The sequence below is a fragment of the Pseudomonas sp. FW305-25 genome, from assembly GCF_017351415.1.
In the GTDB taxonomy this organism is placed as follows: domain Bacteria; phylum Pseudomonadota; class Gammaproteobacteria; order Pseudomonadales; family Pseudomonadaceae; genus Aquipseudomonas; species Aquipseudomonas chlororaphis.
On record NZ_JACNDE010000018.1, the window covers coordinates 17893 to 41476 of the forward strand.

Annotated in this window: 26 protein-coding genes; 14 read left to right on the forward strand and 12 right to left on the reverse strand. The window is 63.0% G+C overall.

Features of this window, described 5'->3' with window-relative positions; translation table 11 throughout:
- Nucleotides 1–160 precede the first annotated feature (160 nt).
- Nucleotides 161–1129 (forward strand): siderophore-interacting protein, encoded by a 969-nt coding sequence (locus J4E58_RS17770; RefSeq protein WP_087091762.1) that lies wholly within the window; start codon nucleotides 161–163, stop codon nucleotides 1127–1129.
- 171 nt (nucleotides 1130–1300) lie between these two features.
- Here J4E58_RS17770 and J4E58_RS17775 read toward each other — a convergent pair whose 3' ends face one another.
- Nucleotides 1301–2044 (reverse strand): thioesterase II family protein, encoded by a 744-nt coding sequence (locus tag J4E58_RS17775; RefSeq protein ID WP_087091763.1) that lies wholly within the window; start codon nucleotides 2042–2044, stop codon nucleotides 1301–1303.
- A 312-nt stretch (nucleotides 2045–2356) separates the two neighbouring features.
- On the opposite strand from J4E58_RS17775, the gene J4E58_RS17780 reads away from it, so the two are divergent.
- Nucleotides 2357–3493, forward strand: a complete 1137-nt coding sequence (locus J4E58_RS17780; RefSeq protein ID WP_087091764.1) for a cupin-like domain-containing protein — start codon at nucleotides 2357–2359, stop codon at nucleotides 3491–3493.
- Nucleotides 3494–3496: 3 nt separating this feature from the next.
- Here the strand turns inward: J4E58_RS17780 and J4E58_RS17785 are convergent, their stop codons facing one another.
- Nucleotides 3497–4690, reverse strand: coding sequence for an MFS transporter (locus J4E58_RS17785; protein WP_087091765.1), 1194 nt, complete (start codon nucleotides 4688–4690; stop codon nucleotides 3497–3499).
- Nucleotides 4691–4804: 114 nt separating this feature from the next.
- Between J4E58_RS17785 and J4E58_RS17790 the strand changes: the two genes are divergently transcribed.
- The 3 genes from J4E58_RS17790 to J4E58_RS17800 all read left to right on the forward strand — a co-directional run bounded on the left by J4E58_RS17790 (nucleotide 4805) and on the right by J4E58_RS17800 (nucleotide 8372).
- Nucleotides 4805–5662, forward strand: a complete 858-nt coding sequence (locus tag J4E58_RS17790; protein ID WP_087091766.1) for a hypothetical protein — start codon at nucleotides 4805–4807, stop codon at nucleotides 5660–5662.
- A gap of 96 nt (nucleotides 5663–5758) precedes the next feature.
- Nucleotides 5759–6559 (forward strand): glucose 1-dehydrogenase, encoded by an 801-nt coding sequence (locus J4E58_RS17795; RefSeq protein ID WP_087091767.1) that lies wholly within the window; start codon nucleotides 5759–5761, stop codon nucleotides 6557–6559.
- Entirely contained in the window at nucleotides 6552–8372 is a 1821-nt protein-coding gene (locus J4E58_RS17800) for a glycoside hydrolase family 15 protein (RefSeq protein ID WP_087091768.1), read from the forward strand. Before J4E58_RS17795 ends, J4E58_RS17800 begins: the two co-directional genes overlap by 8 nt.
- Before the next feature lie 454 nt (nucleotides 8373–8826).
- Here the strand turns inward: J4E58_RS17800 and J4E58_RS17805 are convergent, their stop codons facing one another.
- Nucleotides 8827–9099 carry a hypothetical protein gene (locus J4E58_RS17805; RefSeq protein ID WP_143481898.1) on the reverse strand — a complete coding sequence of 91 codons (273 nt, stop codon included), beginning with the start codon at nucleotides 9097–9099 and terminating at the stop codon, nucleotides 8827–8829.
- 95 nt (nucleotides 9100–9194) lie between these two features.
- Here J4E58_RS17805 and idi point away from each other — a divergent pair, with 95 nt between their 5' ends.
- The 5 genes from idi to J4E58_RS17830 all read left to right on the forward strand — a co-directional run bounded on the left by idi (nucleotide 9195) and on the right by J4E58_RS17830 (nucleotide 13619).
- Complete coding sequence (idi, locus tag J4E58_RS17810; RefSeq protein ID WP_053262029.1) at nucleotides 9195–9740, forward strand: isopentenyl-diphosphate Delta-isomerase; 546 nt, start codon at nucleotides 9195–9197, stop codon at nucleotides 9738–9740.
- A 107-nt stretch (nucleotides 9741–9847) separates the two neighbouring features.
- The gene (locus J4E58_RS17815) at nucleotides 9848–10819 is read left to right on the forward strand and encodes a cyclopropane-fatty-acyl-phospholipid synthase family protein (protein ID WP_087091769.1); all 972 of its coding nucleotides are present in this window, start codon (nucleotides 9848–9850) and stop codon (nucleotides 10817–10819) included.
- The gene (locus J4E58_RS17820) at nucleotides 10816–11883 is read left to right on the forward strand and encodes a terpene synthase family protein (RefSeq protein WP_143481899.1); all 1068 of its coding nucleotides are present in this window, start codon (nucleotides 10816–10818) and stop codon (nucleotides 11881–11883) included. Before J4E58_RS17815 ends, J4E58_RS17820 begins: the two co-directional genes overlap by 4 nt.
- Before the next feature lie 226 nt (nucleotides 11884–12109).
- The gene (locus tag J4E58_RS17825) at nucleotides 12110–12580 is read left to right on the forward strand and encodes an isochorismatase family protein (RefSeq protein WP_007921939.1); all 471 of its coding nucleotides are present in this window, start codon (nucleotides 12110–12112) and stop codon (nucleotides 12578–12580) included.
- A 136-nt stretch (nucleotides 12581–12716) separates the two neighbouring features.
- Entirely contained in the window at nucleotides 12717–13619 is a 903-nt protein-coding gene (locus J4E58_RS17830) for an alpha/beta fold hydrolase (protein WP_087091771.1), read from the forward strand.
- Here the strand turns inward: J4E58_RS17830 and J4E58_RS17835 are convergent.
- On the reverse strand, nucleotides 13605–14597 hold the full coding sequence (locus tag J4E58_RS17835) for a GlxA family transcriptional regulator (RefSeq protein WP_087091772.1): 993 nt from the start codon (nucleotides 14595–14597) through the stop codon (nucleotides 13605–13607). The genes J4E58_RS17830 and J4E58_RS17835 overlap by 15 nt on opposite strands.
- Nucleotides 14598–14711: 114 nt before the next feature.
- Here J4E58_RS17835 and inhA point away from each other — a divergent pair, with 114 nt between their 5' ends.
- Complete coding sequence (gene inhA / locus J4E58_RS17840; RefSeq protein WP_053262035.1) at nucleotides 14712–15398, forward strand: isonitrile hydratase; 687 nt, start codon at nucleotides 14712–14714, stop codon at nucleotides 15396–15398.
- 89 nt (nucleotides 15399–15487) lie between these two features.
- Here inhA and darC read toward each other — a convergent pair whose 3' ends face one another.
- The 3 genes from darC to darA form a co-directional block, all read right to left on the reverse strand.
- Nucleotides 15488–15739, reverse strand: a complete 252-nt coding sequence (gene darC / locus J4E58_RS17845) for a 2-hexyl-5-propylresorcinol biosynthesis acyl carrier protein DarC (RefSeq protein WP_053262036.1) — start codon at nucleotides 15737–15739, stop codon at nucleotides 15488–15490.
- Between the two features lie 86 nt (nucleotides 15740–15825).
- Nucleotides 15826–16977 (reverse strand): beta-ketoacyl synthase DarB, encoded by a 1152-nt coding sequence (darB, locus tag J4E58_RS17850; protein ID WP_007921929.1) that lies wholly within the window; start codon nucleotides 16975–16977, stop codon nucleotides 15826–15828.
- A gap of 7 nt (nucleotides 16978–16984) precedes the next feature.
- Nucleotides 16985–17926, reverse strand: a complete 942-nt coding sequence (gene darA, locus J4E58_RS17855) for a 2-hexyl, 5-propylresorcinol biosynthesis aromatase DarA (protein ID WP_087091773.1) — start codon at nucleotides 17924–17926, stop codon at nucleotides 16985–16987.
- 508 nt (nucleotides 17927–18434) lie between these two features.
- Here darA and J4E58_RS17860 point away from each other — a divergent pair.
- On the forward strand, nucleotides 18435–18839 hold the full coding sequence (locus tag J4E58_RS17860) for a GFA family protein (protein WP_053262038.1): 405 nt from the start codon (nucleotides 18435–18437) through the stop codon (nucleotides 18837–18839).
- A 222-nt stretch (nucleotides 18840–19061) separates the two neighbouring features.
- Here J4E58_RS17860 and J4E58_RS17865 read toward each other — a convergent pair whose 3' ends face one another.
- From J4E58_RS17865 to J4E58_RS17875, 3 genes are read right to left on the reverse strand one after another with little or no spacing between them, the layout of a single operon-like run.
- Complete coding sequence (locus J4E58_RS17865) at nucleotides 19062–19868, reverse strand: aminoglycoside phosphotransferase family protein (RefSeq protein WP_087091774.1); 807 nt, start codon at nucleotides 19866–19868, stop codon at nucleotides 19062–19064.
- 15 nt (nucleotides 19869–19883) lie between these two features.
- Nucleotides 19884–20243, reverse strand: a complete 360-nt coding sequence (locus J4E58_RS17870) for a helix-turn-helix transcriptional regulator (protein ID WP_081002323.1) — start codon at nucleotides 20241–20243, stop codon at nucleotides 19884–19886.
- A complete protein-coding gene (locus tag J4E58_RS17875; RefSeq protein ID WP_087091775.1) occupies nucleotides 20233–20688 on the reverse strand; it encodes an SRPBCC family protein in 456 nt (151 codons plus the stop codon). The genes J4E58_RS17870 and J4E58_RS17875 overlap by 11 nt, the downstream gene beginning before the upstream one ends.
- Before the next feature lie 209 nt (nucleotides 20689–20897).
- Between J4E58_RS17875 and J4E58_RS17880 the strand changes: the two genes are divergently transcribed.
- Together J4E58_RS17880 and J4E58_RS17885 are read left to right on the forward strand one after the other, a co-directional pair.
- Nucleotides 20898–21545, forward strand: coding sequence for a hypothetical protein (locus J4E58_RS17880; RefSeq protein ID WP_087091776.1), 648 nt, complete (start codon nucleotides 20898–20900; stop codon nucleotides 21543–21545).
- 78 nt (nucleotides 21546–21623) lie between these two features.
- On the forward strand, nucleotides 21624–22025 hold the full coding sequence (locus J4E58_RS17885) for a lysozyme inhibitor LprI family protein (protein WP_087091777.1): 402 nt from the start codon (nucleotides 21624–21626) through the stop codon (nucleotides 22023–22025).
- An 87-nt stretch (nucleotides 22026–22112) separates the two neighbouring features.
- Here J4E58_RS17885 and peaD read toward each other — a convergent pair whose 3' ends face one another.
- Both peaD and qhpC read right to left on the reverse strand, forming a co-directional pair.
- Complete coding sequence (gene peaD / locus J4E58_RS17890) at nucleotides 22113–23237, reverse strand: quinohemoprotein amine dehydrogenase subunit beta (RefSeq protein WP_087091778.1); 1125 nt, start codon at nucleotides 23235–23237, stop codon at nucleotides 22113–22115.
- Nucleotides 23238–23260: 23 nt separating this feature from the next.
- On the reverse strand, nucleotides 23261–23584 hold the full coding sequence (gene qhpC / locus J4E58_RS17895) for a quinohemoprotein amine dehydrogenase subunit gamma (protein WP_007921889.1): 324 nt from the start codon (nucleotides 23582–23584) through the stop codon (nucleotides 23261–23263).

Genomic DNA, 23584 nt, shown 5'->3' on the forward strand with positions numbered 1-23584 from the left:
CCTACGGAACGGATGAAGGCCCGGGAAAATTAACCCCGCGCGCCACGCCGGCCGCCAACCCCAGGGCCGCGCAGGACAGGCCGACCAGCGGCCCCGACGGTAAATCGGACCCACCCCCCTTCGTTCCTTGCTTATCCCCCCTTGCAACAGGTACCCGCCCATGTCCTCCGCTCAATCGCTGACCGACATCCTCACCCAAGGCTTGCGCAAACTGACGGGCATCGACCGGCCCAGACCCAAGGGCTACCGGGTGATCAACGTCGAGCTCAAGCGGCGCATCGTCCTCAGCCCGTCCCTGGTGCGCCTGGTGTTCGCCGGCGAGGACATCGCCCAGGCCCGCACCCTGGCCCCGGACCAGCGCATCAAGCTGCTGTTCCCCGGCGCCGACGGCAGCGTCCCGCAACTGCCGGTGGAAGGTGACTGGCACGCCTCCCGGCGCAAGCTGCCGGCCGAGCAGCAGCCGCCGATGCGCACCTACACTATCCGCGCCCTGCGCCTGCTACCGGCGGAGCTGGATGTGGACTTCGTGCTGCACGGGGTCAACGGCCCCGCGTCCAGCTGGGCCACCCACGCCCGGCCCGGCGACCGCCTGCAGATGGTGGTACCGAACAAGGCCTACAGCGGCGATCCCGGCGGTTATGAATGGATGCCGCCGGCAGATATCCGCAAAGTGCTGCTGATGGGCGATGAAACCGCCCTGCCGGCCATTGCCGGGATTCTCGAGGAGCTGCAGGAGTATCCGGATTACCCGGATGTGCAGGCGTTTATCGAAGTGCCCCACGAAAGCGACTGCATCGACTTGCGCTGCAACCCCCAGACCCGGCTCAACTGGCTGCCGCGGGACCTGTTGGGCGCCCAGCACGGCGAAACCCTGATCCATGCCGCCCGGGAACTGGCCGAGCTGCCGCCGCCCCACACCGCGCACCGGTCGATCAAGGTCCGCGAGGGCGACGAGGAACAACGCCCCTGGGAGACCGCCACACCGGCCGACAACAGCTTCTACGCCTGGGTGGCCGGCGAGTCCGCCACGGTGATGAGCATCCGCCGCCACCTGATCAACGAACGCGGCCAGGAACGCCGTAACCTGACCCTGATGGGCTACTGGCGCCTGGGCACGTCGTTGGGCTGATAAATCTGCCTGGGCCTTGAGAACGCCGCGGCAGCGGCTACACCCACTCCTGTAGCCGCTGCCGAGCCTGCGAGGCTGCGATAAGGCCCGCAGGGCCTTGCTTGACGATCTTGCGATGGGGCCACCGAGAGCGCCGCGGCCGTGCCGGCCGTTCGCAGCCTGCGGCAGCGGCTACAGGGCCGCCGCGGTTTCCGGTTGCTGGTGACGCCGACGATGCACCTCAAGGTGGCCCTTGATCAGGCTCAGGACCCTGGCTTCGTGTTCGTGGATGAAGAAGTGCCCGCCCGCCAGCATGTCCACGGAGAAGCTGCCCTGGGTCTCCTTCCTCCAGCCAATCAACTGTTCGGTGGTGGCCCGGTCGGCCTTGCCTCCCAGGACATGCACCGGGCAGTTCAGCAACGGTCGCTGCAGCGGGCGAAAACAACCGCACAAAAGAAAGTCGGCGCGCAGGATCGGCAGGGTCAGGCTCATCAACTCCTGGTTGGCCAATACCTCTTCGCTGGTGCCATTGAGGGTGCGCAACTGTTCGATCAGTTGTTCGTCCGTCTTGGGGTCGGCAAAACCTCGGTCGTAGTCGGTGCGCAGGGTCGGCGCCGCGGTTCCCGAAGCGAACAGCGCCACCGGTTCCGGACAACCCAGGGCCCGCAGGGCGTGGGCCAGCTCGCAGGCCAGCAGCGCCCCCAGGCTATGGCCGAACAAGGCATAGGGCGCACGCAGGCCCGCGCGAACTTCCAACGCCAGTTGCCGCGCCAGCTCGCGCATGTCGGTGGCCAGCGGCTCGGCATAACGGGCGCCCCGCCCCGGCAGTTCCACCGGCTGCAATTTCAGCCATTCGGGCAGCTTGCGCCGCCAGCGGCTGTAGACCATGGCGCTGGCTCCGGAATACGGCAGGCACAGCAACGTCAGCTGGGTCACGGTGTTCCCCTTGAAAAAAATGATGGTAAAGACTGGACGTGCCACCTGGCCGGCAAATTAGTAGCCGCCACCGGCCCAATGCCGACCTGTAGGAGCGAAGCTTGCTCGCGATGAACTTGAGAACGCCGCGTTTACCCAATTAAGACGCAGTATCGTTAACGACCATCGCGAGCAATCGAGCGTCGACCGGCTGCTCCTACAGTAGATCCCCTTCGCTTGACCGGTCGTCATTGAGTCAGTCGTCCCCATAAATTTCCCGATACAGCCTTCGTTCCCTGCTGCAGATCAAACCAACCAACAAGAGAGATCGCCGTGGACTTGCAGACCATTCTGTCAAAGCTGTTCGCCAATGCCGGGGCCGTGGGAATCGAAGGCACCTTTCAATTCGTGTTCGGCCCACAGCTGGCATTCTGGTCACAGGTCCAGGCGCACAGCCGCACCGAAGCCGGCCGGCACCCGGCGCCCGACGTCACCATCGAGGTCGCCCAGGCCGACTTTCTCGGGATCATGGGCGGCAGCGCCAACGTCGAGGAGCTGTTCGCCAGCGGCCGCCTGAAGATCGGCGGCAACATGGGCCTGGCCACGCTGCTGCCGCAGATCATCGACCATGCCCGGCATGGCGGTGGCGCGCTGGAAAAGAAAGTCGAGATGAACACCCGCTACCCCACCCCGCCGCGCTACAGCGAGACAGTCTCGGCCGGCCTGCCGACCCAGCGCACGGTGGAACGGCGTCCGCGCAGCGGGCTGTCGGTGGAGGAGTTCAGGACGCATTACCTGCCCCAGGGCATTCCCGTGGTGATCAGCGATGCCCTGCAGGACTGGCCGCTGTTCCAGCTCAGCCGCGAAGAGTCGCTGGTGCACTTCGCCGAACTGCAAGGCATCACCCGCCACGGCGACTACGTGAAAAAGACCTTTTCCACCGAGCGCGATTTCCGCTCCACCTCCATGGCCGAGTTCATCGCCTCGCTGGACAACCCGGCGCCGAAAAACGCCGACGGCGAACCGCCCGCCTACATGGGCAACAACATCCTGCCGGCGCAGTTGCTGGAGCAGATCCAGTACCCGCCCTACTTCGACCGCTCGCTGTTCATCCCGCCGCGAATCTGGATCGGCCCCAAGGGCACCCTGACCCCGCTGCACCGCGACGACACCGACAACCTGTTCGCCCAGGTCTGGGGCCAGAAGTCCTTCATCCTCGCCGCGCCCCATCATCGTGAGGCGCTGGGCACCTGGTCGACCGCGCCCCAGGGCGGGCTCGACGGTTGCGAGGTCAACCCGGACGCACCGGACTACGAGCGTTTTCCAGCCTCGCGGGACGTGACCTTCCTGCGGATCATCCTGGAGGCCGGCGACCTGCTGTTCCTGCCCGAGGGCTGGTTCCATCAGGTGCAGTCGGTGTCCACCTCGCTGTCGGTGAATTTCTGGGTCAACTCCGGGCGCGGCTGGTAAGGCTCAGGCGACCGCCGGCTGGCTGCGGGTCAGCCGGCGACAGCTCTGCACCGCCGCTCCCAGCACCACCACCCCCGCCGCCAGCGCCACCCAGAAGCCGCTGCGCGCGCCAAAGGCATCCACCAGCCAGCCGGAGCTGGCGGCACCGATGGCCACGCCGATGCTGACCCCGGTGACCAGCCAGGTCAGGCCTTCGGTGAGCTTGGCCGGCGGCACGATGTTCTCCACCAGGGCCATGGCGACGATCAGGGTCGGGGCGAAGAACAGGCCGGAGACGAACACCGCCAGGGACAGGCCGAAGATATTGCTCGCCAGCAGCAATGGCAGGGTGGTCACGGCGGTGGCGATGCCGCCGTACATGAACAGCCGCGGCAGCGGGATATTCAGTTTCAGCGCGCCGAAGGCGATGCCCGCCAGGCAGGAACCGATGGCGTACACCGACAGCACGATGCTCGCCGCCGCGGGTTGCCCCTGCTGCTGGGCGAACGCCACGCTGACCACATCCACCACGCCGACGATCATGCCCATGGCGATCATCAGCAGCACCAGCAGCTGCAACTCCAGCGAGCGGATGATCGACACGTCGTGCCGGGCCTCATGGGGATGCACCGGCGGCTCGGTCGCCCGTTGCGCCACCAGCGCGGTGACGCCGATCGCCAGCATCAGCAGCGCCGCCAGCGGCCCGGCCTCGGGGAAGGCCGCCACGCACAGCCCCACCGACAACGGCGGGCCGACGATAAAGCACACCTCATCGAGCACCGACTCCAGGGCATAGGCGGTCTGCAACTGTGGCTGGCCGCGGTACAGCTCGGTCCAGCGGGCGCGGACCATGGCCGGCATGCTCGGCATGCAGCCGGCCAGGGCGGCGAACAGGAACAGCGTCCAGTGCGGCGTCTGCAACCGGGTGCACAGCAGCAACGCCAGCAGTGCCCCGCCGCCCACACCGGCGGCGATCGGCAGCACCCGGCCCTGGCCGAAGCGGTCGACCATGCGCGACACCTGGGGCGCGCAGAAGGCCGTGGCCAGGGCGAAGGTCGCCGCCACCGCACCGGCCAGCGCGTAGCCGCCCTTGAGCTGGGCCAACATGGTGATCAGGCCGATGCCGGTCATCGACATCGGCATCCGCGCAATCATCCCCGCCACCACGAAAGCGCGACTGCCGGGGGCCTTGAACAGTTCGCGGTAAGGGTTTGCCATTGCGAGGTCTCTGCAAAATCGTGCACGTTGCCACAGATACCTCTACATGAGAACGTACTCCGCCCCAAAAACGACCACACAATCACAAACAAATAACAGAAAGCCTTTTAGAGCATGCGTCCGATAAAGTCCGCCCTCACGTTCATTAACAAAAATTCCATTTTCATTGCCATAGGATTGATCCTGCCCCTGCTGGCATTGAATCTTTGGTACTTCCTGCAACTGGCCATTGAGAAAAAAGAGGTACCACGGCTTCATGAGCTCGCAGTAAGTTCTTTCACTTCAGGCTCAAGCGCACTCATTGGCGTATTGATAGCGGCCTATCTTGCTTATCGCTACAACACCCGCATCGAGAACAAGAAACTCGAGGACTCTGAAGTCAGGGCATTGAGAAAAGCCGTATTCTGCATAGCAATAAAGCTGAACAAGATCGCTGGAATTTATAACAGTTTCCTTAAAGAGAACGAGTTAAACGAACACCGTTGGGCACGTACCCCGGCAGCAGGCCCGATTGCTCTGAACATTGTGGAAATTGATTTCAACGAACTGGGCTTTCTTCATGAAGAGCACGGCAAGGCCCTGCTCGAGTTATCTGTCGCGGAAGAAAGCTACATTGCAGCTGTCAACGCCATTAATGAGCGTTCAAGACTGGTTTCAGAAAAGCTTGAGCCCGCGCAAAAAACTGCTCAGGAAAGGTTCAAAGCCACACTGGCCGAAGGCGACAAAAATCAACTTGGATATAGTCGCCTGAAAGAATTCGTGGATGCTGACATCTATCAAATCATGAGCAAGGCAACTGACAGCTGCTACTTGGTGTTCCATAGCACAATAAAAAACTACGCTGATATACAGCCTCGCATCCTGGAAATAGCAAAGAAGCGTTTTCCAAATATAAAGTTCATGGATCACCAGAAGATACTTGCAGAGTTGAATGCCGCCGCGGCCACCGCCTCGAACTCGAAGCCCGAGTAGCGATCCCGTTCAAAACAAGAGTGATCATTCTCCGCTGAACTCTTGTCCTGCAAGGTCAGTCAACCAGTCAACGACAGTTTTTCAGGTTGACCAATCATGCAGATCTCCCTCAACCAACAAGTCGCCCTGGTCACCGGCGCCAGTTCCGGCATCGGCGCCGCGGCGGCCACCGCCCTGGCCGCGGCCGGGGCCTCGGTGGTGCTCAATTACCATCGGCAGGCGGCGCCCGCGGAAAAACTCGCCGCCGACATCAACGCCTGCGGCGGCCGGGCCATTGCCGTGGGCGCCGACATCTCCCAGGAAGAGCAGGTCCAGCACCTGTTCGACAGGGCCCTGGAAGCCTTCGGTTTCCTCGACATTCTGGTGGCCAACTCGGGCCTGCAAAAAGACGCCGCCACAGTGGACATGACCCTGGAGGACTGGAACCAGGTGATCAGCGTCAACCTCACCGGCCAGTTCCTCTGCGCCCGCGCCGCCCTGCGCATTTTCAATCGCCAGGGCATCCGCACCGGCGTGTCGCGCGCCGCCGGCAAGATCATTCACATGAGCTCGGTGCATCAGCGGATTCCCTGGGCCGGGCACGTCAACTACGCGGCGTCCAAGGGCGGCGTGGACATGCTGATGCGCAGCCTGGCCCAGGAGGTCAGCCACCAGCGCATCCGCGTCAATGCCATTGCCCCGGGCGCGATCGCCACGCCGCTCAATCGCAAGGCCACCGAGGGCGCGGCCGAGCGCAAGCTGCTCGAACTGATTCCCTACGGGCGCATCGGCGACGTCAAGGACGTGGCCAACGCCGTGGTCTGGCTGGCCAGCGATGCGTCCGACTACGTGCTCGGCAGCACCCTGGTGATCGATGGCGGTATGAGCCTGTACCCGGAGTTTCGCGACCATGGCTGACACGGAACGACAGGCGCCGATCGACGCCCACGGCATCATTGGCGACCTGCGCAGCGCCGCGCTGGTCAACGACAAGGGCAGCGTGGATTTTTTCTGCTGGCCGGAGTTCGACAGCCCGTCGATCTTCTGCTCGCTGCTCGACACCCCGGACGCCGGCATCTTCCAGCTGGCGCCGGACCTGCCCGACGCCCGCCGCGAACAGATCTACCTGCCCGACAGCAACGTGCTGCAGACCCGCTGGCTGAGCGAACGGGCCGTGGTGGAAGTCACCGATTTGCTGCCGATCGGCGACAGCGAGGACGACCTGTCGCTGTTGATCCGCCGGGTGCGGGTGGTCAGCGGCCGCGCCACACTGCGCCTGCGCTGCGCGGTGCGCCATGACTATGCCCGCGCCACCACCCGGGCGCGGCTGGACGGCGACGCCGTGTGCTTCGAGGCCGAGCGGCAGCCGGGCCTGCGCCTAATCGCCAGCCAGCCCCTGCGCATCGACCGGCAGGCGGCGGTGGCCGAGTTCGAGCTGGAACAGGGGCAGAGCGCCGAATTCATGCTGGGCGGGCTCGACGATCCGCGGCTGGTCACCGGCGGCAGCGAGCTGTGCCTGGAACGCACCCTGAAGTTCTGGCGCGACTGGATCGGCCAGTCCAACTACCGCGGCCGCTGGCGCGAGATGGTCAACCGCTCGGCCCTGGCGCTGAAGCTGCTGACCTCGCGCAAGCACGGGGCGATCCTCGCCGCCGCCACCTTCGGCCTGCCGGAAACCCCGGGCGGCGAGCGCAACTGGGATTACCGCTACACCTGGATCCGCGACGCGTCGTTCACCGTCTACGCCTTCATGCGCCTGGGCTTCGTCGCGGAGGCCAACGCCTATATGCGCTGGCTGCGCGGGCGGGTCAGCGACTGCCGCGGCCAGCCGGCCAAGCTGAATATCCTGTACGCCATCGACGGCCGCCAGCAGTTGCCGGAAACCCGGTTGCCGCACCTGTCCGGGCATGGTGGCGCGACGCCGGTGCGTATCGGCAACCAGGCCTATGAACAGGTCCAGCTGGACATCTTCGGCGAGCTGCTGGACGCGGTGTACCTGGTCAACAAATACGGCGAGGCGATTTCCCACGAAGGCTGGAAGCACGTGGTGGACGTGGTGGATCAGGTCTGCAGCAGCTGGGACGGCGAGGATGTGGGCATCTGGGAAATGCGCGGCGAGCAGCATCATTTCCTGCATTCGCGGCTGATGTGCTGGGTCGCCCTGGACCGGGCCATCCGCCTCGCCTCGAAGCGCTCGCTGCCGGCGCCGTTCGCCCGCTGGGACCAGACCCGCCAGGCGATCTACGACGATATCTGGAGCAACTTCTGGAACGCGGAACGCGGGCATTTCGTCCAGTACCGGGGCGGCACCGCGCTGGACGGCTCGATGCTGCTGATGCCGCTGGTGCGCTTCGTCGGCGCCCGCGACCCGCGCTGGCTGGCGACCCTGGAAGCCATCGAGAAGACCCTGGTGCGCGACGGCATGGTCTACCGCTACCGCAACGAAGACAGCCAGATCGACGGCCTGGCCGGCACCGAAGGCGCATTCGCCGCCTGCTCGTTCTGGTACGTCGAATGCCTGGCCCGCGCCGGCCGGCTGGACCAGGCCCACCTGGAGTTCGAGCAACTGCTGCGCTACGCCAACCCGCTGGGGCTGTACGCCGAAGAGTTCGACAGCCATGCCCGGCACCTGGGCAACACCCCCCAGGCACTGACCCACCTGGCCTTGATCAGCGCCGCGAGTTTTCTCGATCGCCGGCTCAGTGGCGAGAAGATCCTCTGGCAGCCTTGACCCGCGGAAAAAAGGCGGATCGCGTCATCGTTCATCGCGAGCAAGCTCGCTCCTAACACAGTCCGCTGTAGGAACGAGTTCCAACGGATCTAATGATCCCGGACACCTCTTTAGAGCGAGACGCATGATCCAGGCACTGGCACGCCTGATCAACGGCAGCCTGGTGGATGCTGCATTATGGATTGCCCACGACAAACATCCGGCACCGACTACGACAGGCCCTCGCAAACCTGAACCTGTTGCTGCAAGGGCTAAAGCGCCAATACTCCCCAAAAAATCACTGTCGCCAATAGCGCCGGTAGCGCCGAGAACTGGCAGGTACTCAATCATCATTCAACTTGTCTAGCCTTAGTTACACCACCCCGTTTGCTCTCGCCATACTTACAACAACTTACGTCCCATATGAGCTTATATCGGACCTTGCGTCATTTTATTGCCGACCGCTGCACTACCATTATTTCCAACAACTGCTTGCGCTGTGCATCACATCCAGAGAACCGCATCCCAACACCCTTTCCAGCGTGCCCAACAGCCCGCCGAGGCCAGCGCCCCAGAAAACTCCAAAGGCATGAAAACCGAACAATTCGCTATAATAATTAGCGCGAAACTCCATATAAGGATCCGCCCAAACGCATACAACAGACGCTGCAAACCATTCAACTTTCCCGCATTTAATCCAAGCACTATCTCTTGCAACGAATGACTTGAAAAAGTCAATAACCAGCATTAAATTTCGTTGTCGATAAATGAAAGTGTCTGATATTTCCTACGTAGTCTGACCAGTAATAACCTCCAATAGCGACGAAGTCATGGAGTCTGTCTGTGGAAGAAACACTTATTCTCGTCAATGCCAATGACGATGAAACTGGCACAGCGCACAAGTTACCTATCCACAAGCAAGGATTGCTGCACCGAGCGTTCTCGATCTTCATTTTCGATGACCACGACCGGCTGCTGCTGCAACAGCGTGCCTTCGGCAAATACCATTCCCAGGGTCTGTGGACCAACACCTGCTGCGGCCACCCGCGCCACGGCGAACAGACTCTCGCTGCCGCCAGACGCCGATTGCGCGAAGAAATGGGGCTGTCCTGCGAACTGTTGGAAGTCGCCACCCTGCTGTACCGCGAACAGGTGTCGAACCAACTCATCGAGCATGAATACGACCATGTGTTCGCCGGTATCAGTCACGTCGATCCGCAAGCCAATCCCGTAGAGGCCCACGCCTGGCAGTGGCTGGACCTGGCCGAGATTCCAGAACGCATTGGCACGGCGCCGGACAGCTTCACCGTGTGGTTTCGCAGGCTGTTCGAAACCCCAGGACTGGCCGGCATACGCGACTGGCAAACACTCGCGCGGAACAACCGGTAGGCACCTCTTCTGCCACCCACAAGGGAATCACTATGCCCCCATAGCGGCTGCGGATAACCGTTCGCCGCGCGCCAGAACATAACGTGAACGTACACAAGGAGATCGCAATGAGCACTCAAGCCGCCACGCAGCCTCTCGAGACCTATGATCCCCGCCTGCCCTACCGGATCATCCAGGGTTCCAGTGTCGACACCTATCAGGAAAAGGTCGTGTACACCTATCGCGACAGCCCCGATGACTGGCGCAAGGCGATTGGCGATTACCTGCTGTTCCAGTTCGGCATCTACGACGATCCGCGCTCGCCGCAACCGATCAGCCTCGACGAGTCGGGGATCCGCTACTTCGAACGGCAACTGAAACTGGCCGGCCTGGAAGAGCCGGACCGCCCGCCGCTCAGGCGCATCCTCGATATCGGCTGCGGCTGGGGTTACATCCTCAAGTATCTGGCCGAGCGTTTTCCTGAATGCCGGCGCCTGGAAGGCGTGAACGTCAGCCATCGCCAGCTCGATTTCTGCGCAAAGTTCCACGCCGAGCAAGGCCTGTCCGAGCGGATCAGCCTTTATCTGTGCAACGCCAAGGACATCGAGCTGCTGCCCGACGCCGACGAACCCTACGACCTGGTAATCATTCGCGGAGTGATCTCGCACTTCCCCGACGCCCTGTATGAAACCACCATGCGCGCACTCTCCAGCCGGGTCCGCGAAGGGGGTAGCGTGATTATCTCGGACAACCTCTACAACACCGATCCCCAGACCTACACCTCCGATATCCCGGATGAAATCGATCGTCTGGCCTGCAAGCACCGCAAGACGCCGCAGTACTTTCTCCAGGTACTGGAGCAGAGCGGTTTCGCCCTCCAGGACATACGCGTGCTGCCCGCCAATATCGATGTCGTGCACTGGCTGATGGACGCCAAGGCCAATATCGAAAACAAGGCGCTGTTTCCCCATGGCGTGACGGGCGCGCTGGAAGAGTTGCGGGTACTGGCAGAAAACTGGTCGGTGGCGCTGCTCAAGAACAAGGTCTCGACCTATAGCGTGATCGTGAAACAGCCGAGTCGCCCGGGAGACTCTCTATGAGTACGTTGACCTTGCCCCCTATAGCTTGCCCCCTGCCCTACAGGATCTATCCGTACAGCGAAAGGCTTGAAGCCAGTACCAGGGAGTGGATGGACAGATGGCAACTCTACAGTGACGAACAGCATCGCCAGCGGCTGAGCAAGATCGGTTGCGGGCGTCTGGCCGCGCTGATGTACCCCAGTGCCGCGACCCCTGAGATCGCACAGATCATGTCGGATTATGTGCTCTGGGCCTTCTCGTTCGACGATGAGTATTGCGACGAAGGCCTGATGAGCCAAAGGCCCGAGCTGTCGATCGCCGCGATGCAGCAGATGCAACGCGCGATCGAGTCGCCCGAGGTCCCTGCCTTTCCTGAAAACCGCTACGCCATGGCCCTGCGCGATATTCGTCGACGGCTGGATCGGTACACCACTGCGCTGCATGTTTCGCGCTTCGTCAATACTCAGCGCGGCTACTTCATGGTCGAGGTCGGGAAGCTGGTCAACCCGCGGCCGAACTTGAGCGAGTGCGTGCTGCTAAGGCTCTGCTCCGGCGGCGGCATGGTTTTCCCGACGTTTGGCCATATGAGCACACTGGTTGAGATCAGTCAGTCCGATGTCGAGGACCGGCGTCTGTGTGCGTTGAGTGAAATGGCCGGGATGATGATCGTCTGGGAAAGCGACTTCTTTTCCTATGCCAAAGAGCTGGAACGCGAACCTGAAGACCGCCAGCACAATATCGTTTCGCTGATTCGCCAACAGCATGGCGTTTCTCATGCCCAGGCCCTGGCTCAAGCCTTCAGCCTGCGGGACAGGACAGCCGGCCTGTACCTGCGTTTGCGGGCATCGGTATTGTCACAGGCCTCGCCCGAGGTCGCCGCCTATATCGAAAGCCTGGACTGTTACTGGCGTGGTGGACTGGAGTGGATCAGCGAGAACCCGCGCTACCGCTATCTCAATGGTGTCGACGGAGCAGCGGCCTATCAGGGTGGCGTACTTACCGAAACGCTGCCGGACGATCGCTTCGGGACGATCGACATCCCCAGCATTGCCTGGTGGTGGCACTACGATCCGGCCCGGCAGTGAATCGCCATCGAAAGGAGTCCACGGCACCTGGGGCTGACTGAAGCAGGCATGGGCTCCAGGAGTATCGTCACCTCATCCACTGCATTGGCGGTGCTGTTGTAGGGTCGAACAGCTTCTCGGAACGCGGATGCACGACTTTCAGCCCTCGCCTGCAATCGCGTCCGAGGGCAGAATGCTCCAACGATGAAGCACCACCTGCTTTATCAAGCGTTGTATAAAGAATCTCATGCGCCAGGTATTACTGATCATCGATGTGCAACCCTCATTCAACCCGCCGGACTGGCTGGTGAACGGCATCAACGCCCTGCTCGGCCAGTTGCCCTCGGTGGCCACCGTCGAGCGTCATGACGAAAGTCGCACGCCCTTCGTCCGCCAGCTCGGCTGGTGCCCCGCCGCCGATGACCACAGCCTGGTCGCCGCCGACCGCGTGTTCATCAAGCACGGCTACGCCCCCACGCCGGACACCATTGCCTACCTGCGCAGCCTGGCCCCGGACCGCGTGCTGGTCTGCGGCATCCAGACCGACACCTGCGTGCTCGCCGCCGGCTTCGCCCTGTTCGACGCCGGCCTGCAACCGACGCTGATCACCGACCTGACCGTAGGCTCGTCACTGGACCGCAGCGGGCAGTTGGGCGTGCGGTTGTGGCAGCACCATTTCAAGCACCTCACGACCAGCGCCGAGCTCGCCTTCCTGTAGCCGCTGACTGAGGTCTGAAGCATTCGTCAGCGCTTCATGCCATCAGGGCAAAGCCCACGAACGAGGTCCTGGCGCGACACTGGCCAGGCATGCAGTTTGAGCTAAGGTTGCTGTTTTCCCTGTCGCCGGATCCGTCATGAACAGCTCGCTCTCTGTCCAGTACATCCAGACCCCGTCCCTGCACATCGCCTACGAACACCACGGCCCCGCCGACGGCGAGCCGGTGATCCTGCTGCATGGTTTTCCCTACGACCCGCGCAGTTACGACGAGATTGCCCCCGAGCTGGCGGTGCGCGGCTATCGGGTGATAGTGCCGTACCTGCGCGGCTACGGCCCGACCCGTTTCGCCGGCCCGGACATCCTGCGTTCCGGGCAACAGGCGGCGCTGGCCCAGGACCTGCTGGACCTGATGGACGCCCTGGAGATCCCCCGGGCCGCCCTCGCCGGTTTCGACTGGGGCGGTCGCGCCGCCTGCATCGTCGCGGCCCTGTGGCCGGAGCGGGTGCGCTGCCTGGTGAGCGCCGACGGCTACAACATCCAGGACATTGCCCGCTCGACCCAGCCGCGACCGCCCGAGACCGAGCACCGGCTCTGGTATCAGTACTACTTCCACACCCAACGCGGGGTCGACGGCCTGACCGCCAACCGTCGCGAACTGTGCGCACTGCTGTGGCGACTGTGGTCGCCGACCTGGGATCGCGGCTGCGAACTCTATGGCCGGAGCGCGCCATCGTTCGACAACCCGGACTTCGTCGAGGTGGTGATCCACTCCTACCGGCATCGCTTCATGTACGCGCCGGGCGACCCGAGCCTGGAACACATCGAGCAGGCCCTGGCGCAACAGCCGCCGATCCGCGTGCCGACCCTCTCGTTGTGCGGCGGCGATGACGGGGTCGGCCCGGCGAGCGAAGAGGACGAAGACATCGGCCTGTTCACTGGCCCTTACCAGCGCCGGGTCTTGCCCGGGGTCGGCCACAACGTGCCGCAGGAAGCGCCGCACGCCACCTTGCAGGCGTTGCTGGAGCTACTGGAAGCCTGACTCCCCCTCCGGCGAAAAGCGCTCCCGATAGGCCTGCGGCGTCACGCCGACGACCCGCAGGAAGCTGCGGCGCAGGGTTTCTTCGCTGCCGAAGCCACACTGCACGGCGATACGCTTGATCGCCACGCCGCTGTCGCCGAGCAGGCGCCGGGCGCTTTCCACGCGGATCTGCTCGATGGCCCGGGCCGGGGTCTGGCCGGTGTCGGCGCGGTAGTGGCGGACAAAGCTGCGTTCGCTCATGCCGGCCCGCTCGGCCAGGGCCGGGATGTTCAGGTCGCGACCGAGGTTTTCGGCGATCCAGGCGTGCAGGTCGTCGAAGCGGCTGCCCTGTTTTTGCAGGGCCAGGGTCGCGCTGAACTGCGACTGGCCGCCCGGGCGCTTGAGGAACACCACCAGTTGCCGGGCCACGTCCAGCGCCATGGCGTGCCCCAGGTCCGCCTCGACCAGGGCCAGGGCCAGGTCGATACCGGCGGTGACGCCGGCCGAGGTCCAGACCGGCCCCTCGTTGATGAAGATCGGATTGGCTTCCACCCGCAGCTGCGGATATTGCCGCGCCAGTTGCTCGCAGCGGGTCCAGTGGGTGACCACCCGGCGCCCGTCGAGCCAGCCGCTGGCGGCCAGCAGGAACGCTCCGGTGCACACCGACGCCACCCGCCGCGCCAGCGCCGCCTGCTGGCGGACCCAGGCCACCAGCGCCGGATCTTCCGCCGCGGCGTACACGCCCCAGCCGCCGGCGATGACCAGGGTGTCGCAAAGCGTGCCCGGCGCCGGCAAGGGCTCGGCCAGCAGCGCCAGCCCGGCCGAGGTGGTCACCGGCCCGTCGCCCGCGGCGATCACATTCACCGCGTAGGGCAGCGGCAGGCCTTTGTGCCGCGCCAGGTCGTTGGCCGAAGCAAACACCTGCAGCGGGCCCGTGACGTCGAGTACCTGGGCGTTGACGAAAGTCAGTACATGAACGGTTCTGGCGGTCTGGGACATGATTGGCGTAAATCGTGGGTAGGTTGGCGTATTCGCCAAAGCCTAGGGCGCTAGAGTCGAACCGTCCAGCCACATAAGAGCGGACACCTTCGAACTTCTCCAGGGAGATACCCCATGACGCTGCAGATCGGTTTCCTGTTGTTCCCCAACGTCCAGCAACTCGACCTGACCGGCCCCTACGATGTGCTCGCGTCGCTGCCGGACGTGCAGGTGCATCTGGTCTGGAAGGCGCGCGGGCCGGTCACCGCCAGCACCGGCCTGGTGCTGCAGGCGACCACCAGCTTCGCCGATTGCCCGCCGCTGGACGTGATCTGCATCCCCGGTGGCGCCGGTGTCGGGCCGTTGATGGAAGACCCGCAGACCCTCGACTTCATCCGCCAGCAGGCGGAGCAGGCGCGTTATGTCACCTCGGTCTGCACCGGCTCCCTGGTGCTTGGCGCCGCCGGGCTGCTGCGGGGCAGGCGCGCCACCACCCATTGGGCCTACCACCATTTGCTGGAGACTCTGGGGGCGATCGCGGTACAGGAACGCGTGGTGCGCGATGGCAACCTGTTGAGCGGTGGCGGGATTACCGCCGGGATCGATTTCGCCCTGACCCTGGCCGGCGAACTGTTCGGCGATGCAACGGCGCAGCGGGTCCAGCTGCAACTGGAATACGCCCCGGCTCCGCCGTTCGCGGCCGGTAGCCCAGAGACAGCGCCCAAAGCGGTGGTGGAACAAGCCCAGCGGCTCGCGGCGAACTCCATCCAGCAGCGCGGCGAGATCGTCGACAGGGTCGTGGCGCAGTGGCAGCAGGCCTGAGACGGCGCTTACAGAAGCTGAAGAAAGATGCGGACCAGGGCAACCTTATCGGCCAGCTGAGCCCTGGCCGCATCTTCGATGAACCGGCGTCAGGCCGGGACTGCTTGCTCACTGGCCTGTCGGAGGTAGTCGATCGCCTGCTGCACGGTCTGCAGACCATCGGCTGCGTCGTCCGGGATCGTGAGGTCGAACTCGGCCTCCAGGGCCGACACCAGTTCCACCCGGGCCAGCGAGTCTGCTCCCAGGTTCTCGACGAACGAGTCCTGGTTGCCGATCTGCGCCAGGTCGACGGCCAGTTCGGTCGCCACCACTCTTTTCACGCGTTGTTCGAGGGTTTCCATATTCATTCCCTTGCAGTTGGATGCGTACCACGAAACAGTGGCCGACCCGCGCCGGCCACCGGGTTCTTGCGCCTTGGCGAGGCGCCTCAGACCACCGTCAGGTGCATGAAGCCGCCGGAGAAGCGCCCGCTTTCCGGGACGAAACACAGCACGCGCTGCCCCTTGTGCAGGCGTCCAGACTCCAGCAGTTCGTGGATCATGATGTAGATCGACGCCGAGCCGGTGTTGCCGCGCTCGGACAGGTTGGTGAACCAGCGCTCCTGGGGAATCGCCAGTTCGGTGTTTTCCAGGCACTCGGCAATCGGCTTGCGAAAGTATTCCGATGACATGTGCGGCAAGAACCAGTCGATGGCCTCGGGCGACAGGTTGCGCTTGATCATCACCTCCTTGAGCGGCTTGCCGAGGGTGTACTTCACCACGTTCTCGTTCAGCAGCCGCACGTCCTGCTTGATCGCGAAGATCGAGCGCGAGGCCCACTCCTCCGGGGTCAGCAGCTTCCAGCCGATCAGGCTGTCGTCCTCGGCCTTTTCCGCGCCGGCGTACATGCAGGTCGGCAATTCGTTGGCGTAGGAGAAGATGTCAATCCAGTCGATGCGCAGCGACAGGCCGCCGGCCCGTGGCTGGTTCTCGAGCAGGAAGGCCCCGGCCCCGTCGGACAGCATCCAGCGCAGGAAATCCTTATCGAAGGCGATTTCCGGGCGGGCTGCCATCTGCGCCACCAGCGCCTCGTTTTCCGCATCGAAATTGCGCGCATGCAGCACCGGCGAAGGCACCTCCGAGGCGGTGGCCACGGCATTGCGGCTGGCCCCCGCAAGCACCGACAGGTAGGCATATTTCAGCGCGGTGAGGCCAGCCAGGCAGATGCCGGCGGTGGACACCACCTCACAAGGCTTGTTGCCCAGTTCGCCATGCACCATCACGCCATGGTTGGGCATCAACTGGTCCGGCATGGTGGTGCCGGTGGACAGGCATTCCATGGCGTCCAGGGTAAAGCCGTCGCCCACCAGGCCCTTGATCGCCTCGGCGGTTATTTGCGCGTTAGTGAAACGGGGAATACCGGTCTGCGGGTCCAGCACATAATAGCGCTGCTTGATTCCGTTATTACGCAGCACTACTTGCCGAGACCGCGAAGGTCGCCCGCCTACATACCCGAGAATGCTCTCCATCGTATCGTTATCCACTGCCTCTCCCGGCATATAAGTGGATGTTTTCGTGATATAGACAAACAATTCACTCATGATGATTTCACCCTTCGGATTCAAGATTTAGTTGCGAACCGGACGGCTGCTCGTAATAACGCTGTAACTTATCGAGCCGCGTCCGGATAAAGGGATGAAGCAAACGGCGTAACACCAGTGAAACAGGCAGGACAGTCAAGATGACCAGTAATAGATAAACGATGAACAGGCACAGCAAGAGTCGCCGTAGCCATTGCCCATACTTGCCGAAACGGCAAATTATTCCCGACCAGAACTTGAAGCCTCTATAGGCCGCCCGCTCGCTGAGTATCAGCCCGGGGTTGACGGTCGCCGCCCCCAGCCCTGCCAGCATCGGCCCTTCGGCTTGCTCTTTATTGGCCTGCAAGGCGGCATTCAATGCCCGCCCGAAACGTGCGGCGCCCTGGACATCCTCGGCGCTGATCCCGGCCTTGGGCAGGCCGAGGAAGGACTCGCGGCTGCCGGTGAACATCCAGCGCGGCGTGGTAATCAGGGTGGCGAAGGTGTTGGCCCGGTCGGTCAGCACCACGTTGTCGAGCAACCGCGCGCCGGCCTCGTGCAGCAGGCGCTTGACCGCCTCCTGGGCCATCAGCCACATGTTGCGGCAGGCGATCACCGTGACCACCGGGCGCCCGGCCAGCAGGCGCTTGCCTTCCGCGCTCTGGAGAAACGCGGTGATCAGCGGCGACGGCGACAGGTACCAGACCTGATACGCCAGGATCACCAGGTCGAAGGGCCCGGGATGATCGGTATGCAGCGGTTCGATGGCCGGCGGGCTGAGCTGCACGGTCTCGGGAAACACGTCGAAAAACCGGCCCACCGGCCAGGGAAACGGATAGGCGACCCGGGGCTTGAGCACCATCTCATGCACCTTGACCTCCCGCGTCGAACGCAGGGGCGAGATCAGGCTTTCGACCACGTCGTTCAACTGACCGCTTTGCGAATAACGAACCACAAGAACATGCTTCATAAGTGCGGGGACCTTTGGCTTTTCAACCACCCAGACACGCCAGAGATTCACTTGAATGTGAACTTCAGCATGAAAGGCAGTTTTTATAAGTTGGGCACGACGAGAAAGACGCGCACTGTATTCGTGGCTGTTCGAACTTAAAAAACAAAACATGATGCACGACAAAAACAGCAGCACCCGGAGCAGCGGCCTGGTGACGAACTGAACCCGGAAATCGCCCACCCCGCATGACAAATACTTTCTGCCTGTTTTTGACAGAAAGAACCTGTAGTGGGACAGAACCCGTCTTCTGGTTGAAACTCTATCTGCAATCGGACGCTTGTAAACCTACCAACTCTGGTAGGCCCTTCGCGCTACCCAACGGACGAACTTACATGCTCTTATCGGAACTTTTTTAATCTAAGCAGGGCACATTCAATACTGGCTACTGGCCTTAATCAAAAAGTTTTCCCGCTAATGTCCGGGCAGCTTCTACACTCTGGCCCAGCCTTCCCTCAGGAGCCTTGCCATGCACAAGACTTACACCGGCAGTTGTCATTGCGGTGCAGTGCGCTATGAAGCCGAGATCGACTTGAGCCAGGGCACCCACAAGTGCAATTGCTCGATCTGCAGCAAGACCCGCAACTGGAACGCGATCATCGCCCCCAAGGCCTTTCGCCTGCTCAGTGGCGAACAGGCGCTGAGCGACTATCAGTTCAACACCGGCAATACCCATCATCTGTTCTGCAAGCATTGCGGCGTACGCCCCTTCGGGCGCGGTCATGTGCAGGAGATCGGCGGCGACTATGTCGCGGTGCAAGTGATGACCCTGGATGACATCGACCTGCAGGAACTGCTTGCGGCCCCGGTGCATTACGCCGATGGGCGCCATGACAACTGGGGCAACGTGCCGGAGGAAACCCGCCACCTCTAGCTTTTCCACAGGCGAAAAAAAACCCCGCCGAAGCGGGGTTTTTTCAAGACCATTACGACATCCTGTCGCTGCATCCTTGCACATGGTCGGTCATCCATGACCCTGAGCGCGTCCTGCGCTGCAGTTGGTGGGTGAAGATTAAGCCTGTCGCCCAATCGGCAACAGGCGAGATAGCAACCAGCGCATGTAAGCCTTTCGCCATAGATCGACCTGCCAAAACCCCTAGGCCGCGCCTTCCAGAGCGTGGATGGCCAATTCCGCCACTTGCAGTTGGTGTTCCGCGCTGGGTACGTCGCCGTCCTCCAGGAACCAGGCGGCGGACAGCCCGGTATAGGCCAGCACCCATTGCAGCAGGCGCTTGCGCTCCAGCCCGGCGGCCTGGGCGATGACCTCGACCTGGCGGGTGAAGCGCCGCGGATCGCTGCTGGTCGCCAGGTCCGGGTTACAGATCAGGTTGGCGAAATCGAAACCGCGCTCGCCCATGACCCGCTTGGGATCGATCACCAGCCAGCCGCGTTCCTCGAAATCCAGCACATTGTCGTGATGGATATCGCCGTGCAGCACCACCTGCTCCCGAGGGGTAGCCAGCAGTTCATCGGCCGTGGCCAGGCAGCGCAGGAAAACCCCACCCTCGCGCCGGGCGGCCGGGCGCAGGGCCTTGAACCATTCCTGCAGGCTCAACAGCGGCGGCAAGGGCGTCGCGCGTGGCGCATGCAGGCGTGCCAGGCTGGCGCAGACGACCCGGCTGACCTCGTCGTCTTCGCCGGCCAGGGCCATCTGCATCAGCGAGCGCCGGCCCATGGCCCGCTCCATCAACAAACCATCGCCATGGTGCGCGTAGACCCGGGCGGCACCCTCCCCGGCCCACCAGACCATCAGGCGGTTACCGTATTTTTCCTCGTCGTCGAGGGCGATCTTCAGCATCGCCGGCGCATCGTCCAGGCGCACCGGCAACAAGTGGCTGCCAGGGGTGACGATGGGCGCGCCATCGACCTGCAGGTTCCAGCGTTTCAGGTAAAACTCGAACATCCGTGACTCTTTCCGTTATGACTCGACAAAGGCCTGCAATTGACCCAGGGCATGATCCCATTGCTGGCTGATCACCTCCAGCGAGCGCCGAGCCTCGGCCAGCCGGTCCGGCTCGAAGGCCCACAGGCGCTCGCGCCCCAGCTTGGCGTCGCGCACCAGCCCGGCCTGCGCCAGCACCTGCAAATGCTTGGTCACCGCCTGGCGGCTGATGTCGGTGCCGAGGGTCAACTGGCTGATCGACAGGGCGCCACCGCCACACAGAATGGCGACGAGCCGCAGGCGGGTCTCGTCGCCCAGTGCCGCGAAGATCATGGCCGAGCCGTCCAGCGATGCCGCCACTGGCAGCAGGGATGTGGAAGGGGTATCAGGGGCCAAGGTAGGTCTCGATATTGTTCATCTGCTCGTCCCAGCCGCGGCTGTTCATGCGAAACGCCTTGAGCCGTCGTTCGGGTGGAATGCCATCGAACCCCGACTCGACCACCCGCAGCAAGGTGCCGCCGTCCAGGTCTTCGAGCTCGAATTGCACCAGGGTGCTGGGCTCGGCGCAATAGTCGACTCCAGGCTCCACCGCGTACGGGTGCCAGCTGAAGGCGAACAGATGTTCGGGCTCCAGCCGCTCCACCAGCACATCCCAGACAAGGTGTTCATACCCGGGATAGGTAATCTGCCCCCGGGTGCGTTGCCCGACGACAAAACGCTGGCCCGCGAGCGCCACGCCGAACCAGCTGCCGAACGCCTCGGCATTCGCCAGCGCGGCCCAGACACGAGAACGGGTTGCCTTGAGCAGGATCTTTCTTTCGATGCGATCTGATGAGTTCATGGGTCACCTCCAGTGATCACACCCTAGACGCTTTCGTGAAAAACGCAACCTTATAGTTGCGTATTTTTTTACCGCCCGGCCAAGCACGGATTGAAATCCCTCGCCCTGCCGCCGAAAAACAGGGCTAAGCTCGCCACTCGCCAATGGCTACCTCGCCGCTGCCCAACGCGGTAGTGAGAACAGCGGACAACAGAAATGGAATGCCTCCGATGACCCAGACATCCCCCGCAATCACCCTGGAAAAACTGCGCCGGGCGATCAGGCTGATCGACGAGCCGCTGATCGAACTGACACCTCAGTCGCTGACCTACCTGCGCTCCTACCCCGCCCTGCTGGCCGCCTCCAGGACCCTGGCCGGTTCCCACAACAGTGGCGACCTGCTGCTGCAGCTATCGGCAATGTGCTACGGCTGGATGCCCAGGGTGGCCCGGGTGAATGCCAGACATGTCGATAAAGCCTCGGCCGCCCTCGCCTGTGCCCTGGAGTCAGACGTCCTGATCGACACGGCGCAGATGCAGGATCTGGCCAACAGCCTGCACTCGGTAGTGGGCACCTCCAAGCTCCTGCACTTTCTGCGCCCGCAGCTCTACCCGATCTGGGATTCGAAGGTCGCGCGAGTCTGGGCAACGAGCGATGCCACGACCAACATGAGCAAGGTTGAAAACTACCGTTCCTACATCGAGGACATCAGAACCCTGATCGCGTCTGCCGATTTCGCCGCGTTTCATGACGACTTCAACCAGGCATACGGCCGGCGCCTCGACAGGCTGAAGATCGCGCCCTATAGCCTGTCACCGGTCCGCGCGGTCGAGGCCGCGGCCTTCGAGTTGTCCGGCGGCGATTATGACGACGATTGACCGGCGGCCCTTGCCGCGCGGCGCCAACATCGAGCGATGCCCATTGTCGGCGTGTCCCCCTTCACTGTGAGAGTCCCTATGAACCCACGTATTTTCCTGGCCCTGGCGCCGCTGCTGCTCACCCCGCTGGCCCAGGCCGCCGACTGTGCCAACGCCAGCACCCAGGCCGCCATGAACCAGTGCGCCGCCGAGCAGCACCAGGTGGCGGACAAGGAACTGAATACGCTCTACCAGCGCATCACCCAGCGCCTGAAGGACAACCCGGACGGCAAGAAGCTGCTGGTCGGCGCCCAGCGCGCCTGGGTGGCTTTTCGGGATGCGGAATGCGGGTTCGCCGCCTCCGGGGTGGCCGGTGGCAGCGTCTACCCGTTGATCTACAGCAACTGCACCACCGACCTGACCAAGGCCCGGGTCGAGGCGTTCAAGACCTACCTCAAGTGCCAGGAAGGCGACCTCGGCTGCCCGGTGCCGGGGAATTGAATCGGCGGCGATCTTCAGATTTTTCGCGAGCAAGCTCGCTCCTACAGGGCGTCGCCGTTCCTGTAGGAGCGAGCTTGCTCGCGATGGCTAGCGCTCGAACACCTGGGCCGTGGTGATCGCCATGTCCCCGCCCGGCAGCTTGATGCTGCCGATCTGCTTCAGGCTGTCGGCATCGAAGATCGCCACGTCGTTGAAGGTCCCGGCCAGGTAGATCTTGCTGCCCGCCTTGTTGAACGAAATGCAGTAGTAGGAATGGTCCAGGGTGGCGGCCTGGAGCAGTTTTTTCTGCCGGATATCGTACTTGGCCAGGCGGTTGAGCACACCGAACATCAGGTTCGGGTCCTTCGGCGAGCGCATGCCGCTGAAGTAGATTTCCGTCAGCGGACCGAAGTCGGTGGTTTCGCTCTTGCCGGTTTTCAAGTCGATGCTGAACAGGCCGTACAGGTACTCGGCGCTGGCCGGGTCCTGTTTCTGGTCCTTGAACTTGGCGGCGGTGTAGAGCAGCGAGAAATCATGGCGCCAGGTCTGCTGGTTCCACACGTAGAGCACGTCCGGCGCGCTGTAGTTCGGGCGTTTCCAGTGGCGGCTGGGGATCAGTACATCGAACTTGCCGGTCTTGACGTCAACCTTGTACACATCCGCCCCGGCCACATAGAGCGAGCCGTCGTCACCGCTCTGCATGATGGTCAGCTGCCGTGGCGCCGGGAAGCTGCGCACCGGCTTGGCCTTGAGCCCGTCGTCGGTGGCATACACATCCAGCCGCGGCGGCTTGACCTCATAACGGTCGTTGAGCATCAGCGTCGGGTTGGCCACGGTGTACAGCTCCTTGCCGTCGTGGCTGACGGTGAAGGCGAACATCGAGCGCGCCTTCTCCCCCGGCTGCTGGGTGATGCTGGCGTGGAACACCTGCTTGCAGCTGTCCAGCTCGACGCCATAGACATCGGCGTAGTGGTTGTTCAGCACGTAGGCGACCTTGCGGTCCGGCGCCAGCTGCACGGTGCCGGGGCCGAAGGCGTCGGGCATCTTGCAGGTCTTGTACAGCGTGTCGCTGGCCAGGTCGATCACGTGCAGGTTGTTCGGATAGTTGGTGGTGACCATGTATTCATGGCCGGCGTTGAGGGCCTTGTCACTGTTGTCATCGGCCAGGACGCTGAGGGAACAGGCCCCCAGGACGGCGGAAGCGGCCAGGCCGCAGGCATTGATCAAGCGCATGCTGGAATCCTTCTACTGACCGATTACTTGTCTTTAGGGAACACGGTGCCGAGGTTGCGCCAGTTCTCGTTGGAGGCCTGGGCATCCTTGTTCCAGTCGGGGTAGGTGCTCATCATGTCCGGCACCTGGGCCGGCCACCAGCAAGGGTCGGAGCAACCGTAGAGGTCGGCCTCCATCGGCTGGCACAAGGACGACACGCCACCGAAGGCATCGATTTCCCAGCCCGGGTCGGTGGTCGAGGCACAACCGGCCACCGAACTCATGGCGACCACCTCTTCGATACGGTTCTCGTCGGCGGCCTGTTCCAGTTTCTGGGCTTTGTTATTGATCGGCTTGAGATGTTTCAT

Excerpts from the sequence above, each read along its gene's own strand:
- inhA (WP_053262035.1), top strand. The coding sequence starts at position 14,712 with ATGACGCTGCAGATCGGTTTCCTGTTGTTCCCCAACGTCCAGCAACTC.
- darC (WP_053262036.1), bottom strand. The coding sequence starts at position 15,739 with ATGGAAACCCTCGAACAACGCGTGAAAAGAGTGGTGGCGACCGAACTG.
- J4E58_RS17865 (WP_087091774.1), bottom strand. The coding sequence starts at position 19,868 with ATGTTCGAGTTTTACCTGAAACGCTGGAACCTGCAGGTCGATGGCGCG.
- J4E58_RS17860 (WP_053262038.1), top strand. The coding sequence starts at position 18,435 with ATGCACAAGACTTACACCGGCAGTTGTCATTGCGGTGCAGTGCGCTAT.
- peaD (WP_087091778.1), bottom strand. The coding sequence starts at position 23,237 with ATGCGCTTGATCAATGCCTGCGGCCTGGCCGCTTCCGCCGTCCTGGGG.
- J4E58_RS17830 (WP_087091771.1), top strand. The coding sequence starts at position 12,717 with ATGAACAGCTCGCTCTCTGTCCAGTACATCCAGACCCCGTCCCTGCAC.
- J4E58_RS17815 (WP_087091769.1), top strand. The coding sequence starts at position 9,848 with ATGAGCACTCAAGCCGCCACGCAGCCTCTCGAGACCTATGATCCCCGC.
- J4E58_RS17820 (WP_143481899.1), top strand. The coding sequence starts at position 10,816 with ATGAGTACGTTGACCTTGCCCCCTATAGCTTGCCCCCTGCCCTACAGG.
- J4E58_RS17835 (WP_087091772.1), bottom strand. The coding sequence starts at position 14,597 with ATGTCCCAGACCGCCAGAACCGTTCATGTACTGACTTTCGTCAACGCC.
- J4E58_RS17770 (WP_087091762.1), top strand. The coding sequence starts at position 161 with ATGTCCTCCGCTCAATCGCTGACCGACATCCTCACCCAAGGCTTGCGC.
- J4E58_RS17785 (WP_087091765.1), bottom strand. The coding sequence starts at position 4,690 with ATGGCAAACCCTTACCGCGAACTGTTCAAGGCCCCCGGCAGTCGCGCT.
- J4E58_RS17795 (WP_087091767.1), top strand. The coding sequence starts at position 5,759 with ATGCAGATCTCCCTCAACCAACAAGTCGCCCTGGTCACCGGCGCCAGT.
- J4E58_RS17880 (WP_087091776.1), top strand. The coding sequence starts at position 20,898 with ATGACCCAGACATCCCCCGCAATCACCCTGGAAAAACTGCGCCGGGCG.
- darA (WP_087091773.1), bottom strand. The coding sequence starts at position 17,926 with ATGAAGCATGTTCTTGTGGTTCGTTATTCGCAAAGCGGTCAGTTGAAC.
- J4E58_RS17875 (WP_087091775.1), bottom strand. The coding sequence starts at position 20,688 with ATGAACTCATCAGATCGCATCGAAAGAAAGATCCTGCTCAAGGCAACC.
- J4E58_RS17800 (WP_087091768.1), top strand. The coding sequence starts at position 6,552 with ATGGCTGACACGGAACGACAGGCGCCGATCGACGCCCACGGCATCATT.
- J4E58_RS17805 (WP_143481898.1), bottom strand. The coding sequence starts at position 9,099 with ATGCTGGTTATTGACTTTTTCAAGTCATTCGTTGCAAGAGATAGTGCT.
- J4E58_RS17885 (WP_087091777.1), top strand. The coding sequence starts at position 21,624 with ATGAACCCACGTATTTTCCTGGCCCTGGCGCCGCTGCTGCTCACCCCG.
- J4E58_RS17790 (WP_087091766.1), top strand. The coding sequence starts at position 4,805 with ATGCGTCCGATAAAGTCCGCCCTCACGTTCATTAACAAAAATTCCATT.
- darB (WP_007921929.1), bottom strand. The coding sequence starts at position 16,977 with ATGAGTGAATTGTTTGTCTATATCACGAAAACATCCACTTATATGCCG.
- J4E58_RS17825 (WP_007921939.1), top strand. The coding sequence starts at position 12,110 with ATGCGCCAGGTATTACTGATCATCGATGTGCAACCCTCATTCAACCCG.
- qhpC (WP_007921889.1), bottom strand. The coding sequence starts at position 23,584 with ATGAAACATCTCAAGCCGATCAATAACAAAGCCCAGAAACTGGAACAG.